Genomic DNA, 14707 nt, shown 5'->3' with positions numbered 1-14707 from the left:
ATGCCAAAGTTTTTTCCTGGCCGGCGGCGGGGGCTCAGCCCACCGGCGCGGCGTCATCCAGGCGCAGCCGCACCCGCTCGCGCCCGCCCCATTGCGTGAGTTCCAGCTTGCCCGCCAGGTGGAAGCGACGCCCCCTCGCGCCCAGCAGAGCGGGGCCCAGCGGGCCGTTCATCGCGCCCCAGGCTACCGCCTCCAGGACCGGGCTGCCGGGGCTGCGGAAGCGCAGGCGCAGGTGGCTGTCGCCCATCGCCCCGGTGCTGTCGATCAGCTGCTCGGCGAAGGCAAAGCGCGGTGCCGGCGCGGCCTGGCCGAAGGGGCCGGCGCGCTCCAGCATCTGCATCAGCTCGACCGTGGCGCCCGCGGGATCCAGAAGCCCCGAGATACGCAGCTCGCCCGCGCCGGGACGCTCGGCCATCTCGCGCGAGAGCAGTTGCGACAGGCGCTCCATGGCCGCGGGGATCCTGGCCTCCTCGACGGTCAGCCCGGCCGCCATGGCATGCCCGCCGCCCTTCAGCAGCAGCCCCTCGGCCGAAAGGCGCTGGATGGCGCGGCCCAGGTCCACGCCGGGCACCGAGCGGGCCGAGCCCTTGCCGATGCCGCCATCCACCCCGATCACCACCGCGGGCAAGCCGGTCGCCTCTTTCAGCCGCGCGGCGACGATGCCGACGACGCCGGGATGCCAGCCCTCGCCCGCCGCCCAGGCGACCAGGCCGTCGCTGACGCGGGCCTCGACCTGGGCCAGCGCCTCGTCGCGCACGGCGGCTTCGATGGCGCGGCGGTCGCGGTTCAGCGCGTCCAGCTCGGCCGCCAGCCGCTCGGCCTGCCGGCTGTCGGTGCAGGACAGGCACAGCGCCCCCAGGTCGGCGCGGCCGACACGGCCGCCCGCATTGATGCGCGGCCCCAAAAGGAAGCCCAGGTGAAAGGCATTCGGCGCCGAATCGAGCCGCGCCACGTCCGACAGCGCCACCAGGCCGGGGCGCTCGCGCCGGGCCATGATCAGCAGCCCCTGCCGCACGAAGGCGCGGTTCACCCCCACCAGCGGCGCCACGTCGGCCACCGTCGCCAGCGCCACCAGGTCGAGCAGCGGGATCAGGTCGGGCTGCGCATGGCCGCCCCGCCGCAGCAGGCCGTTGCAGCGCACCAGCGTCAGGAACACCACGCCGGCGGCACAGAGATGGCCCAGGCTGCCATCCTCGTCGGCGCGATTCGGGTTCACCACCGCCAGTACCGGCGGCAGGGTTTCGCCGCCCTGGTGGTGGTCCAGCACGATCACGTCGCAGGTCGAGGCCGCCAAGGCATCAAAGCTGAGCGTGCCGCAATCGACGCAAACGATCAGGTCGTGATCTCGCGACAGCGCCGCGATGGCCGGGGCGTTCGGGCCGTAACCTTCGTCGATGCGGTCGGGAATATAGAGCGTGGCGTCGCGCCCCTGCCGGCGCAGCCAGTCCAGCAGCAATGCGGCCGAGGCGCCGCCATCCACGTCGTAATCGGCGAAGATGGCGATGCGCTGGCCGGCCAGCACCGCGGCGACCAGCCGCTCGGCGGCCTTGTCCATGTCGCGCAGGTCCGAGGGGTCGGGCAGCAGGTCGCGCAGCTTGGGATCGAGGTAAAGCGGCGCCTCATGCGCGGGCACGCCGCGCGCGGCCAACACACGGCTGACGGGCAGCGGCAGGCGGCTGTCCTGGGCCAGCGCCTCGGCGGCGCGTTCCAGCATGGCATCGGGACCGCGCCAGAGGCGGCCGGTCAGCGAAGATTCTACGGAAAGAAAGGCGGTCATGCGGGCTTCATCCCCCATGACCGCCCGCGGTTCAACCCCGTCCGCCAAGGCTTACCTGATCGGGTTGCGATAGATCATCCGCCGCACCGAGCCGGTCTTCGAACGCATCAGGATGGTTTCGGTCTGCAGGTAATGCGGCTCGCGCTTGACGCCGGCCACGATCGAGCCGTTCGTCACCCCGGTCGCGGCAAAGATCACGTCGGCGGTGACCATTTCGTCGCGCGAATAGACGCGGTCCAGGTCGGTGATGCCGGCCTTGGCGGCGCGCGCCCTTTCATCGTCGTTGCGGAACAGCAGCTTGCCCCACATCTGCCCGCCCATGCATTTCAGCGCCGAGGCGGCCAGCACCCCCTCGGGCGCGCCGCCCGATCCCATGTACATGTCGATGCCGGTCAGTTCGGCCTCGGCGCAATGGATCACGCCGGCCACGTCGCCATCGGTGATCAGCCGGATCGCCGCGCCGGTCGAGCGCACCTCGGCCACCAGATCCTCGTGCCGGGGCCGTTCCAGGATGCAGACGGTGATGTCGCTGTCCTTGACGCCGCCGGCCTTGGCCAGCGCCCGCACCCGCTCGGACGGGGTCATGTCCAGGCTGACCACGTCCTTGGGATAGCCGGGGCCGATGGCCAGCTTTTCCATGTAGACGTCGGGCGCATGCAGCAGCGTGCCGCGCGGCGCCATGGCGATGACGGTCAGGGCGTTGGGCATGTCCTTGGCGGTCAGCGTGGTGCCTTCCAGCGGGTCCAGCGCGATGTCGACCGCCGGGCCCTGGCCGGTGCCGACCTCCTCGCCGATGAACAGCATGGGCGCCTCGTCCCGCTCGCCCTCGCCGATGACGACGACGCCCTTGATGTCGAGCATGTTCAGTTGGTCGCGCATCGCGTTGACGGCCGCCTGGTCGGCGGCCTTCTCGTCGCCGCGGCCGATCAGCCGCGCCGAGGCATGGGCGGCGGCCTCGCTGACACGGGCAAGGCCGAGCGACAGCATGCGATCGTTGAAATCCTTGGGCGAGGTCATCGGGAAATTCCTTGTGCTTACCGGCTTTCCGGGCTTCTACGCCCGGGGCCTCGGCCCGGCAAGCCTGCGCGCGCTAACGGGTCAGTTTTCCGCCAGTTCCAGCGCAAGCGCATGGATGCGCGGCACGATGTCGCCCAATGCGGCATGCACCAGCCGGTGCCGCGCGACATGGCCCAGCCCGGCAAAGCGGGCGCTGGCCATGCGGATGCGGAAATGCGTCTCGCCCCCCTCGCGCCAGCCGCCATGGCCGCGATGGCTTTCGCTTTCGTCGATGATGTCCAGCCGCGACGGCTGAAGCTCGGCCAGTCTTTTCCGCATCTCGTCGGCAATCATGCGCTTGCCCCCTTTCATGTCCCGCGAAATAGCCTAAACTGCCTGTCCCGTTCAGGACAAGGCAGGCAGATGAGCAACAGCGACCCGTTCGGATTCGACATTTCCGCGGCCTCGGACAAGAAACGCCGGGCCAAGGGCCGGCGCGGCATGTCCGGCGCCTTCGAAACCTCGACGCGGCAATGCGACAAGGAGGGCTGCGACCAGCCCGGCCAGTACCGCGCGCCGAAATCGCCGCGCGCGCTGGACGAATACTATTGGTTCTGCAAGGAGCACGTGCGCGAATACAACCTGAACTGGAACTATTTCCAGGGCCAGTCCGAGGCCGAGTTCCAGGAATTCCTGGACAATGCCACGGTCTGGGAGCGCCCGACCAAGCCCTTCGGCCGCGCCGCGCAGGAACAGAAATGGGCGCGCCACGGCATCGACGATCCGCTGGAGATCCTGGGGGCGAACGGCACCAATCCCGAACTGCGCACCCGCAGCGCGCGCAAGCTGCCGCCGACCGAGCGCCGGGCGCTGGAGATCCTCGAGGCCAAGGACAGCTGGACCCGCGCCGAGATCCGCAAGCAATACAAGTCCCTGGTCAAGGATCTTCATCCCGACATGAATGGCGGCGACCGCTCGGACGAAGATCGGCTGCAAGAGGTGGTCTGGGCCTGGGACCAGATCAAGGACAGCCGCAGCTTCAAGGACTGAAGGACGGGGGCTTTGCGCCCCCGCGCCCGCCGGGCAGGCCCGGCGAGCTTCCCCCGCAGGATATTTGCCCAAGGAAGAAGCAGCCGGGGCCTGGGCTTCTTTCTTGTCCAAATATCCTGGGGGAGCCGCGCGCCGGCGCGGCGGGGGCAAAGCCCCCCCTGCGGCCTTACAACTCGCGCTTCAGGGCCTCGACAAGATCGGTCCGCTCCCAGGAGAAGCCGCCATCCGCATCGGGCCTGCGGCCGAAATGGCCATAGGCGGCGGTGCGGCGATAGATCGGGCGGCAAAGCGCCAGATGTTCGCGGATGCCGCGCGGCGTCAGGTCCATGACCCGCGAGACGGCGCGCTCGATCTCGGCCTCGGGGATCTCGCTGGTGCCGAAGGTGTCGGCATAGATCGACAGGGGTTTTGCCACGCCGATGGCATAGGACAGCTGGATCACGCAACGTTTCGCCAGGCCGGCCGCGACGACATTCTTGGCCAGGTAGCGCGCGGCATAGGCGGCCGAGCGGTCCACCTTGGTCGGATCCTTGCCCGAGAAGGCGCCGCCGCCATGCGGTGCCGCGCCGCCATAGGTATCGACGATGATCTTGCGCCCGGTCAGCCCGGCGTCGCCATCCGGCCCGCCGATCACGAAGGTGCCGGTCGGGTTCACCCACCATTCCGTGCTCTCGGTCAGCCATTCCGCGGGCAGCACCTCGCGGATATAGGGCTCGACGATGGCGCGGATGTCATCCGAGCTCTGGCTTTCGTCCTTGTGCTGGTGCGACAGCACCAGGCTGGTGATCTCGACCGGCTTGCCGTTCTCGTAGCGCAGGCTCAGCTGCGACTTCGCATCCGGGCCCAGCGTCGGCTCGGCGCCGGATTTGCGCGCCTCGGCCAGGCGGCGCAGGATCGCGTGGGCATATTGGATCGGCGCGGGCATCAGTTCCGGCGTCTCGTCCACGGCATAGCCGAACATGATGCCCTGGTCGCCGGCGCCGTCGCGGTCGACGCCCTGGCTGATATGGGCGGATTGCTCGTGCAGGTAGTTGTGGACATGGCAGGTGTTCCAGTGGAACTTTTCCTGCTCGTAGCCGATGTCGCGGATCGTCTCGCGGGCGATCTCGCTGATGCGGCCCATGTATTCGCCCAGCTTCTTCTGGTCGGTCAGGCCGATCTCGCCCCCGATGACCACGGTGCCGGTCGTCGCGAAGGTTTCGCAGGCGACGCGGGCGGCCGGATCCTCGGCCAGCAGCGCGTCGAGCACCGCGTCCGAGATCTGGTCGCACAACTTGTCGGGGTGGCCCTCGGAGACGGATTCCGAGGTGAACACATAGTCCTGTCTGGCCATGAAGATGCTCCGTTGAAATGACGCCGCCACGCCAGGAAGCCGTTGTGACGGTCAGGCGAAGCGTTAGTGGACCTGCCCGCCGCCGTCAACTGCGCAACTTGCGCCGCCGCCCCAGGGCGGCCAGCAGGAAGGCCGCCAGCGCCAGCGCCACGGCCGGCCAGTCGCCCAGCCGCGACCAGGGCGTCGGCGGCAGCGCGCCGGGCAGGGCGGCGTCGATGCGCCCGGCGCGGTTCAGGCCCAGCGTGGCGCGCAAGCCCCCGCGCGCGTCGATCACCGCCGAGACGCCGGTATTGGCCGCCCGCATCAGCGGCAGGCCCGATTCGATGGCGCGCAGCCGGGCCTGCGCCAGATGCTGCCATGGCCCCGAGAGCTGGCCGAACCAGGCGTCGTTGGTGACCTGCAAAAGCCAGCCCGGCCGGTCTTCCCCGGCGATCAGGTGATGGGAGAACACCGCCTCGTAGCAGATCAGCGGCTGCATCGGCGGCAGGCCGGGCAGGCGCATGACCTGCGGTCCCGGCCCGGCCGAATAGCCGAAGCCGTGCTGCGCGGCAAAGGCGCGGATGCCGAACCGCGCCATCACATCGCCCCAGGGCGTGTATTCGCCAAAGGGCACCAGGTGGAACTTGTCATAGACCGGGCCGATGCCCTGGGCCGAGAACTCGGCCAGGCTGTTGAAATAGCGGCTGCCCTCGACCCGCTGGATGCCCAACACGACCGGGGCGCCGACATAGGCGGCGATGTCCTGCGGGGCGGTGCCGGATTGTTCCAGCAGGAAGTTCACCGCCGTTTCGGGCCAGATCACCACATCCGGCGGCGGCATGTCGGGGTCGCGGATGGCCGAAAGGTCGAGCAGGCGGCGGAAGAACACCTCGGACCACCAGGGATCCCATTTCAGCGCCTGGGTGGCGTCGGGCTGGACCAGCCGCAGCCGCAAGCCGGTATCGGGCGGCAGGGGGTGGGCCAGCCGCGCCAGCCCCGCGCTCCAGGCGGTGGCGACGACCAGCAGGGCCAGCACCGTGCCGGGCAGGGCCGGCAACCGGCCGGGCCGGCGAAAGCACAGGGGCAGGGCGGCGGCCAGCATGGTCAGGCCGGACAGCCCGATCGCGCCAAGCGTGGCCGCGACCTGCCCGGCGGGGGTGTCGATCCAGACATGGCCGGTCAGCGCCCAGGGCAGGCCGGTAAAGATCCAGCCGCGCATCCAGTCCGACAGCACCATCAGGGCGGCGAAGCCCAGCCCCTGCCGGGGAAAGCCCGGCGCGAGCCGGGCGGCGAGCCAGGCCGGCGCAGTCCAGAACAGCGCCCCGCCCGCCGCGGTCAGCACCAGCGCGAAGGGGGCCATCCAGCCATAGGTCTCGGGCTCGACCAGGAAGGGCTCGACGATCCAGGACATCGCCAGCGCGAAATGGCCCAGCCCGGCGGCAAAGGCGTGCCAGGCCGCGGCGCGGGGCGTTTCGGCCCGCGCCACCTGCCGGCACAGCAGCGCCAGCGCCAGCAGGGTCAGCGGCCAGAGATCCCAGGGCGCCTGACCCAGCGCGGCCATGGCCCCCAGCCCCGCGCCAAGGGCGAGCATCGCCCAGGACGGGCGCCCGCGTCGCGATGGCGATGTGCAGGCCGGAGGGGCCATGGAACCGGCTCAGGCCCCGGCGGTGGTATCGTCCGGGCTCGGCGCCGCATCGGTGCCGGCTGCGTCGCCGGGGGTGATCGCTTCGGCCTCGGCCGCCTTGGCCCTGGGCTTGCGCGGCGCGCGGGGCTTGGCCGGCTTCTTTGCCGCCTTGCGGGCCGGCTTGGCTTCGGCTTCGGCTTCCGGCTGTTCGGGCGCGGGCTGTTCCGCCTCTGCCGGGATCGCCGCAGCGTCGGCGTCGGCGGCAGCGTCGGCCTTGGCCTTGGGGGTGCGCGGCTTGCGCTTGCGCACAGGCTTTTCCTTGGCTTCGGGCTCGGCCGCCGGTTCGGCGGAGGCGGCCTCCCCGGGCGCGGCTTCCGGGGCCGTTTCCGGTTCAGGTGCCGGTTCCGCTACCGGTTCCGCGGGCTGGATCGCCGGTTCGGCCAAGGCTTCGGCCGGGGCCGGGATCGGAGCCTCGGCGGGCACGGGGCCGGGCTCGGCGGTCGGCTCCGCGGCCGCGGCCTCGGCAGGCTGCGCGGCCGGCTTGGTGCGGGCGGATTCCCCCCGGCGGCGCTTGCCGGGCTTGCGTTCGGCGGACGGGCGCTCGGCGGCCTGCTCAGGTGCGACATCCTCGCGCGGTGGCTCGGCGGCGGTTTCCTCGATGGCGGATTCCTCGACGGGGTCGCGGAAGCCTGGACGGAAGCTGCGGGTCAGGAACTCGGGCATATGCTCGCCCATGCCCATGACCGGATGGCGGTCGGTGCGGCGGTCCTCGCGCCGGTCGTGACGCTCGCCATGGCGTTCGCGGCGCTCGTCCCGGCGTTCATCCCTGCGCTCCTCGCGGGGCGCCCGGTCGTGCCGGCGCTCGGCCTGTTCGGCGGGCCTGGCCTCGGCGCGCGGCTCGTGGGCCTGGATGGGCGCCTGGGCGCGCTGTTCGCTGTCGTCGCGCCGGCCGCGGCGGTCGCGGTCGCGCCCGCGTTCCTTGCGGCCGGTCTCGCGCGCCGGACGCGGCGCGCCCTGGGCGGCGCTGGAAAGGGCAAAGCCCTCGGGCACCGGCGCGCGGGGCAGGGTCTGCTTGACCAGCGATTCGATGGCGCCCAGGTATTTCTCGTCCGCGGGCGTCGCGATCGAGATCGCGGTGCCCAGCCGCCCGGCGCGGCCGGTGCGGCCGATGCGGTGGACGTAATCCTCGGCATGGCTGGGCAAGTCGAAGTTGAACACATGGCTGACCGCCGGGATGTCGAGCCCGCGCGCCGCCACGTCCGAGGCGACCAGGAAGCGCAAGGTGCCCTCGCGGAACCCGTCCAGCGTCGCCATGCGGTGGCGCTGGTCCAGGTCGCCGTGGATCGGCGCGGCGTCGAAGCCATGCGCCTTGAGCGACTTGGCGACGATGTCCACCTCGGTCTTGCGGTTGCAGAAGATGATGGCGTTCTTGAGCCCCTCGCCCTCGGCCCGGATCAGGGCGCGCAGCAACTCGCGCTTCTGCTTCGCGGTCTGGTCGCGGCGGGTCGGGGTGATCTCGATCAGCTTCTGGGTGATCGTTTCGCTGGTGGTGGCCTGGCGTGCGACCTCGATGCGCTCGGGCGCATGCAGGAAGGTGTCGGTGATGCGCTCGATCTCGGGCGCCATGGTGGCGCTGAAGAACAGCGTCTGCCGGGTAAAGGGCGTCAGCTGGAAGATGCGCTCGATATCGGGGATGAAGCCCATGTCGAGCATCCGGTCGGCCTCGTCCACCACCATGATCTGCACGCCGGTCAGCAGAAGCTTGCCGCGCTCGAAATGATCCAGCAGCCGGCCGGGCGTCGCGATCAGCACGTCCACGCCGCGGTCGATCAGCTTGTCCTGTTCGCCGAAGGAAACGCCGCCGATCAGCAGCGCCTTGGTCAGTCGGGTGTGCTTGGCATAGATGTCGAAATTCTCGGCCACCTGGGCGGCCAGTTCGCGCGTCGGGCACAGCACCAGCGAACGCGGCATCCGGGCGCGGGCGCGGCCGCGGCCGAGCAGGGTGATCATCGGCAGGGTGAAGCTGGCGGTCTTGCCGGTGCCGGTCTGGGCGATGCCCAGCACGTCGCGCCCTTCCAGCGCCGGGGGAATCGCCCCGGCCTGGATCGGCGTGGGCGTCTCATAGCCGGCCTCGGCGATGGCTTTCAGAACCTTGGGGTCCAGCTTCAGATCGGAAAACTTGGTCATTCAGGGCTTTCGTATCAAATGCGCGGGACAGCCCGCGCCGTGCTTGCGTCCATCGCCGCTTCCGGAGAAACCGGATTGTCGCGGCGGGTCGGGACGCAATTTCCGCACGCCCCTCGCCTTGCCTGCCGGATGCAGACAGGGCGGGCCTAGCCGAAAACCCGCTCTTCGTCAATCTGATGCGCGTCTGCTGTTCCGTGGGCCGGTTGACGGCCCCCTCGGGCAGGCGCTATCCCCGGGCGATCTTACGGATGGAAGCCATGAACCTTTTCTCGGATATCCGCGCGCTGGTCCTTGATGCGCTGGCGCAGATGGAACAGGCGGGCGCGCTGCCCACGGGTCTCGACACCGCCAATGTGACGGTCGAGCCGCCGCGGGACGCCGCGCATGGCGACATGGCCACCAATGCCGCCATGGTGCTGGCCAAGCCCGCCGGGAAAAAGCCGCGCGACATCGCCGAGGCGCTGGCCGCCCGCCTGGCCGCCGATCCGCGCATCGCCTCGGCCGAGGTGGCGGGGCCGGGCTTTCTGAACCTGCGCCTGGCGCCCGCCGAATGGCAGGGCGTGGTGCGCGCCGCGCTGGCCGAGGGCGGGGATTACGGCCGCTCGGAGATGGGCAAGGGCCAGCGGATCAACGTCGAATTCGTCAGCGCCAATCCGACCGGACCGATGCATGTCGGCCACACCCGCGGCGCGGTCTTCGGGGATGCGCTGGCGGCGCTTCTGGATTTCTCGGGCCATGAGGTCACCCGCGAATATTACATCAACGACGGCGGCGCGCAGGTCGATGTGCTGGCGCGGTCCGCCTATGAACGCTATCGAGAGGCCAACGGGCTGGAGCCCGAGATCCGCGAGGGGCTTTACCCCGGCGACTACCTGATCCCGGTGGGCGAGGCGCTGAAGGCGAAATACGGCACCAGCCTGCTCGACAAGCCGGAATCGGAATGGCTGGCCGAGATCCGCAGCTTCGCCACCGAGGCGATGATGGACATGATCCGCGAGGATCTGGCGCTGCTCAACGTCCATATGGACGTGTTCTCCAGCGAGAAGGCGCTTTACGGCACCGGCCGGATCGAGGCCGCGATCGAGCGGCTGCGCCAGCAGGGCCTGATCTATGAAGGCGTGCTGGAGCCGCCCAAGGGCAAGACCCCCGAGGACTGGGAGCCGCGCGAGCAGACGCTGTTCCGGTCCACCGCCCATGGCGACGACGTGGACCGGCCGGTGAAGAAATCCGACGGCTCCTGGACCTATTTCGCGCCCGACATCGCCTATCACTGGGACAAGATCGAGCGCGGCTTCGATGCACTGATCGACGTGTTCGGCGCCGACCATGGCGGCTATGTCAAGCGCATGACCGCCGCCGTGAAGGCGCTGTCGAACGGCCGTGTGCCGCTGGACGTCAAGCTGATCCAGCTGGTCAAGCTGTTCAAGAACGGCGAGCCCTTCAAGATGTCCAAGCGCGCCGGCACCTTCGTCACCCTGCGCGACGTGGTCGAGCAGGCGGGGGCGGACGTCACCCGCTTTCACATGCTGACGCGCAAGAACGACGCGGCGCTGGATTTCGACTTCGACAAGGTGCTGGAGCAATCCAAGGACAACCCGGTCTGGTACGTGCAATATGCCAGCGCGCGGGTGAACTCGGTCCTGGGCAAGGCGGCGGCGATGGGGGTCGATACCTCGGACGCGGCGCTGGCGCAGGCGGATCTGGCGCAGCTTTCGCATCCGGCCGAGCTGGAACTGGCCCGCAAAGTTGCAGAATGGCCACGCACGGTCGAAATCGCCGCCCGCGCGCACGAGCCGCACCGGATCGCGTTTTTCCTTTACGATATTGCCTCGGAACTGCATTCGCTGTGGAACCGCGGCAATGACGAGCCCGCCCTGCGCTTCCTGCAAGAGGGCGATGCGGCGGCCACGGCAGCGAAAATCGCGCTGGCACGGTCCGTCGGCGTTGTCATTTCGGCCGGTCTTGGTATCTTGGGGGTGACTCCGGCCAAAGAAATGCGCTGAAAAACGGCGCCCTGCCGGGGGACGAGCAGATAAACGAGCAGCGTCGGAACAACCGGCAGGCAGGCAGGAATGACGGTAGTAGATTTCCGCTCTTCGGGCGGGTTTGACGGGTCGCAGCCCCACAGGCTGTCGCAGGGCTATGCCCATGCCGAGGGGCAGCAGGGCTATCAGGACGACTGGCAGGATGGCGGCTGGGACGAACAGCATTACCCCCATGCCGAATCGCTGGCCGAATCGCCTTCGCTCCTGGGGCGGATCACGCGGCTGACGCATTACCTCGGGGCGCTGGTCTCGGTCGGGCTGATCGTGATCCTGGCGGTCTGGGGCTACAAGCTGGTGGTGCGCGACGTCTCGGGCGTGCCGGTGATCCGCGCCATCGAGGGCGAGGCCCGCACCGCGCCCGACAATCCGGGCGGCGAGCTGACCCAGCGCACCGGCCTTGCGGTGAACTCGGTCGCTGCCGGGGCCGAAGCCGGGGCGGTGGACCGCGTGGCTCTTGCGCCCGCTGCCACGCCGCTTGACGGCCAGGACGTGCCCATGGGCGAACTGGGCGCCACGGCGCAAGAGCCCTCGCATCCGGTTGATGCGCCGCTGTTCGAGGAAGCCGCCCGCGTCATCGCCCGTCCCGACGGCGAGACCCTGGCCCAGCCGGACACGGCGGCGGAAAGCGTCGCCAGCGCGGTGATCTCGGACGCGCCCGCCGCCGATGCGCCGGTGAACGAGGCCGTGACCGACCTTGCCGGCAATGAGACGCGCGACATGGCCATCACCACCGCGCTGGCCGAGGCCGGCGCCCTGCCGGCCCCCGGCGCCATCGCGCAATCGGCGCGTCCCGCGCCGCGTCCGCGCCGCGTCGCCGCCGCCGCGCCGGCGGTCGCCAGCGATGCCGCGCCGGCCCCCGCACCTGCCGCTGCCGAAAGCCGCCCGGCCGCTGCCCCGGCACCGGTGCAGGTCGCCTCGGGCGCGCCCCTGGTGCAGATCGGCGCCTTCGACAGCGATGCATTGGCACGGGGCGAATGGAACCGCGTCTCGGGCAAGTTCGGCGCGCTTTTCGCCGGCAAGGGCATGGTGGTCCAGGAACACAAGGCCAATGGCCGCAGCTTCTGGCGCCTGCGCGCCGCCGGTTTCGAATCGCGCGACGAGGCGCGGCGCTTTTGCGCGGCGTTGATCGCCGAGGGCGTGGACTGCATCCCCGCCATGGCGAAATGAGCCGCTGACATGGCAGGCGCCACCATCCTCGGCGGCATCGCCGGCCCGGAGCTGAGCCGGGCCGAGCGCGATTTCTTCCGCGCCGCCGACCCCTGGGGCTTCATCCTGTTTGCGCGCAATGTCGATACGCCGGACCGCCTGCGCCGGCTGACGGCCGAGCTGCGCGAGGCGGTGGGCCGCAACGCCCCGGTGCTGGTGGACCAGGAGGGCGGGCGCGTCCAGCGCATGCGCGCGCCGCATTGGACCGACTGGCCGGCGCCGCTGGACCAGGCCGGACGGGGCGAGCGCGCCGTCTGGCTGCACCATCACCTGCTGGCACAGGAATTGCGCGCCGTCGGCATCGACGCCGATTGCGCCCCGGTCCTGGACATCGCCCGCGACGAGACGCATCCCTTCCTGAAGAACCGCTGCCTCGGCTCGGATGCCGAAACGGTGATCCGCCTGGGCCGCGCCGCGGCGCAGGCGATGCTGGCCGCCGGGGTGCTGCCGGTCGTCAAGCACATGCCGGGCCATGGCCGGGCGCGGGTGGACAGCCACAAGGATCTGCCGGTGGTCGAGGCTTCGCTCGACGAGCTTCGCGCCAGCGATTTCGCCCCGTTCCGTGCGCTGGCCGACCTGCCCATGGCGATGACGGCGCATATCCGCTTTACCGCCATCGACGATGCGCCCGCCACCGCCTCGGCCCCGGTGATCGAGATGATCCGGCGCGAGATCGGCTTTGACGGGCTGCTGATGTCCGACGACATCGGCATGCAGGCGCTGTCCGGCAGCCCGGCCGAGCGCGCCGCCGCCGCCATCGCCGCCGGCTGCGACCTGGTGCTGTCCTGCAACGAGACCCTGGCGCAGATGGACGAGATCGTGGCGGCCGCCGGAGCCATGTCCCCCCGCGCCGCCCTGCGGGCCGAGGCGGCGCTGGCCCTGCGCCGCGCGCCGGTGCAGCAGGACACCGCCGCGCTGCGGGCCGAATTGGCGGCGCTTGGCGGGCTGGCGGCCTGATCGGTTGACTAGGCCCTGTCTATCGCGGATTCTGCGCAGGTTCCCTTGCCTGGACGCGACATGACCAAGGTGCCCTACCTGACCCCCGTGCCGGACCCCGAACCGGACCCGGCGCCGCATCTGCCGGGGCTGGGCCCGCAAGCCGTGGCCGAGCGCCGCGCCGAGGAGATGCTGGTCGTCGATGTCTCGGGCTTCGAGGGGCCGCTGGACCTGCTGCTCACGCTGTCGCGCACGCAGAAGGTCGATCTGATGCAGGTCTCGGTGCTGGAGCTTGCCGATCAGTATCTGGCCTTCGTCGAGGAGGCCCGCGCGCTGCGTATCGAGCTGGCCGCCGATTACCTGGTCATGGCCGCCTGGCTTGCCTATCTGAAATCCCGCCTGCTGCTGCCGCCCGACCCCGAGGCCGAGGGGCCGAGCGCCGAAGAGATGGCGGCGCATCTGGCCTTCCAGCTGGAACGGCTGAACGCCATGCGCGAGGCCGCGGCGCGGCTGATGGCCCGCGACCGGCTGGGACAGGACCGCTTCCCCCGCGGCGCGCCCGAAACCGTCGCCCGCCAGCGCCAGGTCGCCTGGCAGGCCGGGCTGATCGACCTGATGCGCGCCTATGCCCGGCTGCGCACCCGCGACGAGTTTCGCCCCTATGCCTTCGACCGCCGGGACGTGCTGAGCATGGAGCAGGCGCTGGACCGGGTGCGCGGGCTGATCGGCTATGCCGGGGACTGGACCGCGCTTTCGGCCTTTCTGCCCGAGGGTTGGGAGGCCGATCCGCAGCGCCGCCGCTCGGCCACCGCGGCGACCTTTGCCGCGACGCTGGAACTGGCGCGGCAGGGTGCGGTGGAAATCAGCCAGGCCGGCACCTTCGCCCCGATCTCCATCCGCAGGCGTCCAGAATGAGCCAGGACCATATCGCCCCTGATTCCCAGCATTTCCCGCCGCCGCCCCTGCCCGAGCAGGAGCGCATGGTCGAGGCGATCCTCTTCGCTTCGGCCGAGCCGATGAGCCAGCGCGAGATTGCCGCCCGCCTGCCGGCCGGCTGCGATACGGCCGAGGCGCTGCGCGCGCTGCGCGCCCGCTATGAGGGGCGGGGGGTGCAGCTGGCGCGGGTGGGCGATGCCTGGGCCTTTCGCACCGCCGCCGACCTGGGCTTCCTGATGCAGGAAAGCGTGGTCGAAAGCCGCCGCCTGTCGCGGGCCGCGACCGAGACCCTGGCGATCATCGCCTATCACCAGCCCGTGACCCGCGCCGAGATCGAGGAGATCCGCGGCGTCGCCGTCAGCCGCGGCACGCTGGACCAGCTGATCGAGCTGGACTGGGTCCGCATCGGCCGCCGCCGCCAGACCCCCGGCCGGCCGGTGACCTTCGTGGTGACCGAAGCCTTCCTGGATCATTTCGGGCTGGAAAGCGCCCGCGACCTGCCGGGGCTGGCCGAGCTGCGCGCGGCAGGCCTGCTGGAATCGCGCCCGCCGGGCGAGGGGCTGGCGCCCGGCCTGTTCGGCGAGGCCGGCGAGGAGGATGCCGAAGCCATGGCCGAGGATTTGTTCGAAGACGAGTGA

11 protein-coding genes, 1 pseudogene and 1 riboswitch are annotated in these 14707 nt (G+C 70.5%); of the genes and pseudogenes, 6 read left to right on the top strand and 6 right to left on the bottom strand.

Annotation, left to right across the window (positions count from 1 at the left end; translation table 11 throughout):
• Nucleotides 1-34: 34 nt before the first annotated feature.
• The 3 genes from recJ to ESD82_RS05665 form a co-directional block, all read right to left on the bottom strand.
• Nucleotides 35-1777, bottom strand: coding sequence for a single-stranded-DNA-specific exonuclease RecJ (gene recJ, locus ESD82_RS05675; RefSeq protein WP_147428792.1), 1743 nt, complete (start codon nt 1775-1777; stop codon nt 35-37).
• Between the two features lie 51 nt (nt 1778-1828).
• Nucleotides 1829-2794, bottom strand: a complete 966-nt coding sequence (glpX, locus tag ESD82_RS05670; RefSeq protein ID WP_024843273.1) for a class II fructose-bisphosphatase — start codon at nt 2792-2794, stop codon at nt 1829-1831.
• A gap of 81 nt (nt 2795-2875) precedes the next feature.
• Nucleotides 2876-3127, bottom strand: a complete 252-nt coding sequence (locus ESD82_RS05665; protein ID WP_024843272.1) for a BolA family protein — start codon at nt 3125-3127, stop codon at nt 2876-2878.
• Nucleotides 3128-3196: 69 nt separating this feature from the next.
• Here ESD82_RS05665 and ESD82_RS05660 point away from each other — a divergent pair, with 69 nt between their 5' ends.
• Nucleotides 3197-3823 (top strand): J domain-containing protein, encoded by a 627-nt coding sequence (locus ESD82_RS05660; RefSeq protein ID WP_024843271.1) that lies wholly within the window; start codon nt 3197-3199, stop codon nt 3821-3823.
• A gap of 166 nt (nt 3824-3989) precedes the next feature.
• Here the strand turns inward: ESD82_RS05660 and metK are convergent, their stop codons facing one another.
• The 3 genes and pseudogenes from metK to ESD82_RS05645 all read right to left on the bottom strand — a co-directional run.
• Complete coding sequence (metK, locus tag ESD82_RS05655; RefSeq protein ID WP_024843270.1) at nt 3990-5156, bottom strand: methionine adenosyltransferase; 1167 nt, start codon at nt 5154-5156, stop codon at nt 3990-3992.
• A gap of 5 nt (nt 5157-5161) precedes the next feature.
• Nucleotides 5162-5210, bottom strand: a riboswitch (SAM-SAH riboswitch).
• Nucleotides 5211-5241: 31 nt separating this feature from the next.
• Nucleotides 5242-6696, bottom strand: coding sequence for an apolipoprotein N-acyltransferase (lnt, locus tag ESD82_RS05650; RefSeq protein ID WP_231486619.1), 1455 nt, complete (start codon nt 6694-6696; stop codon nt 5242-5244).
• Nucleotides 6697-7398: 702 nt separating this feature from the next.
• Nucleotides 7399-8946: pseudogene (locus ESD82_RS05645) on the bottom strand (DEAD/DEAH box helicase); the annotation flags it as partial.
• Nucleotides 8947-9203: 257 nt separating this feature from the next.
• On the opposite strand from ESD82_RS05645, the gene argS reads away from it, so the two are divergent.
• From argS to scpB, 5 genes are all read left to right on the top strand, one after another.
• Nucleotides 9204-10949 carry an arginine--tRNA ligase gene (gene argS / locus ESD82_RS05640; RefSeq protein WP_147428794.1) on the top strand — a complete coding sequence of 582 codons (1746 nt, stop codon included), beginning with the start codon at nt 9204-9206 and terminating at the stop codon, nt 10947-10949.
• A 69-nt stretch (nt 10950-11018) separates the two neighbouring features.
• Nucleotides 11019-12158 (top strand): SPOR domain-containing protein, encoded by a 1140-nt coding sequence (locus ESD82_RS05635; protein WP_024843266.1) that lies wholly within the window; start codon nt 11019-11021, stop codon nt 12156-12158.
• A 9-nt stretch (nt 12159-12167) separates the two neighbouring features.
• Entirely contained in the window at nt 12168-13154 is a 987-nt protein-coding gene (nagZ, locus tag ESD82_RS05630) for a beta-N-acetylhexosaminidase (protein WP_147428795.1), read from the top strand.
• A gap of 60 nt (nt 13155-13214) precedes the next feature.
• Nucleotides 13215-14048 carry a segregation and condensation protein A gene (locus tag ESD82_RS05625; protein WP_208852030.1) on the top strand — a complete coding sequence of 278 codons (834 nt, stop codon included), beginning with the start codon at nt 13215-13217 and terminating at the stop codon, nt 14046-14048.
• Nucleotides 14045-14707, top strand: coding sequence for an SMC-Scp complex subunit ScpB (gene scpB, locus ESD82_RS05620; RefSeq protein ID WP_114668998.1), 663 nt, complete (start codon nt 14045-14047; stop codon nt 14705-14707). The genes ESD82_RS05625 and scpB overlap by 4 nt, the downstream gene beginning before the upstream one ends.

The sequence above is a fragment of the Paracoccus pantotrophus genome, assembly GCF_008824185.1.
Classification (GTDB): Bacteria; Pseudomonadota; Alphaproteobacteria; order Rhodobacterales; family Rhodobacteraceae; genus Paracoccus; species Paracoccus pantotrophus.
Note: the sequence above shows the minus strand (reverse complement) of the source record. Positions and strands in the feature narration are given on the sequence as shown.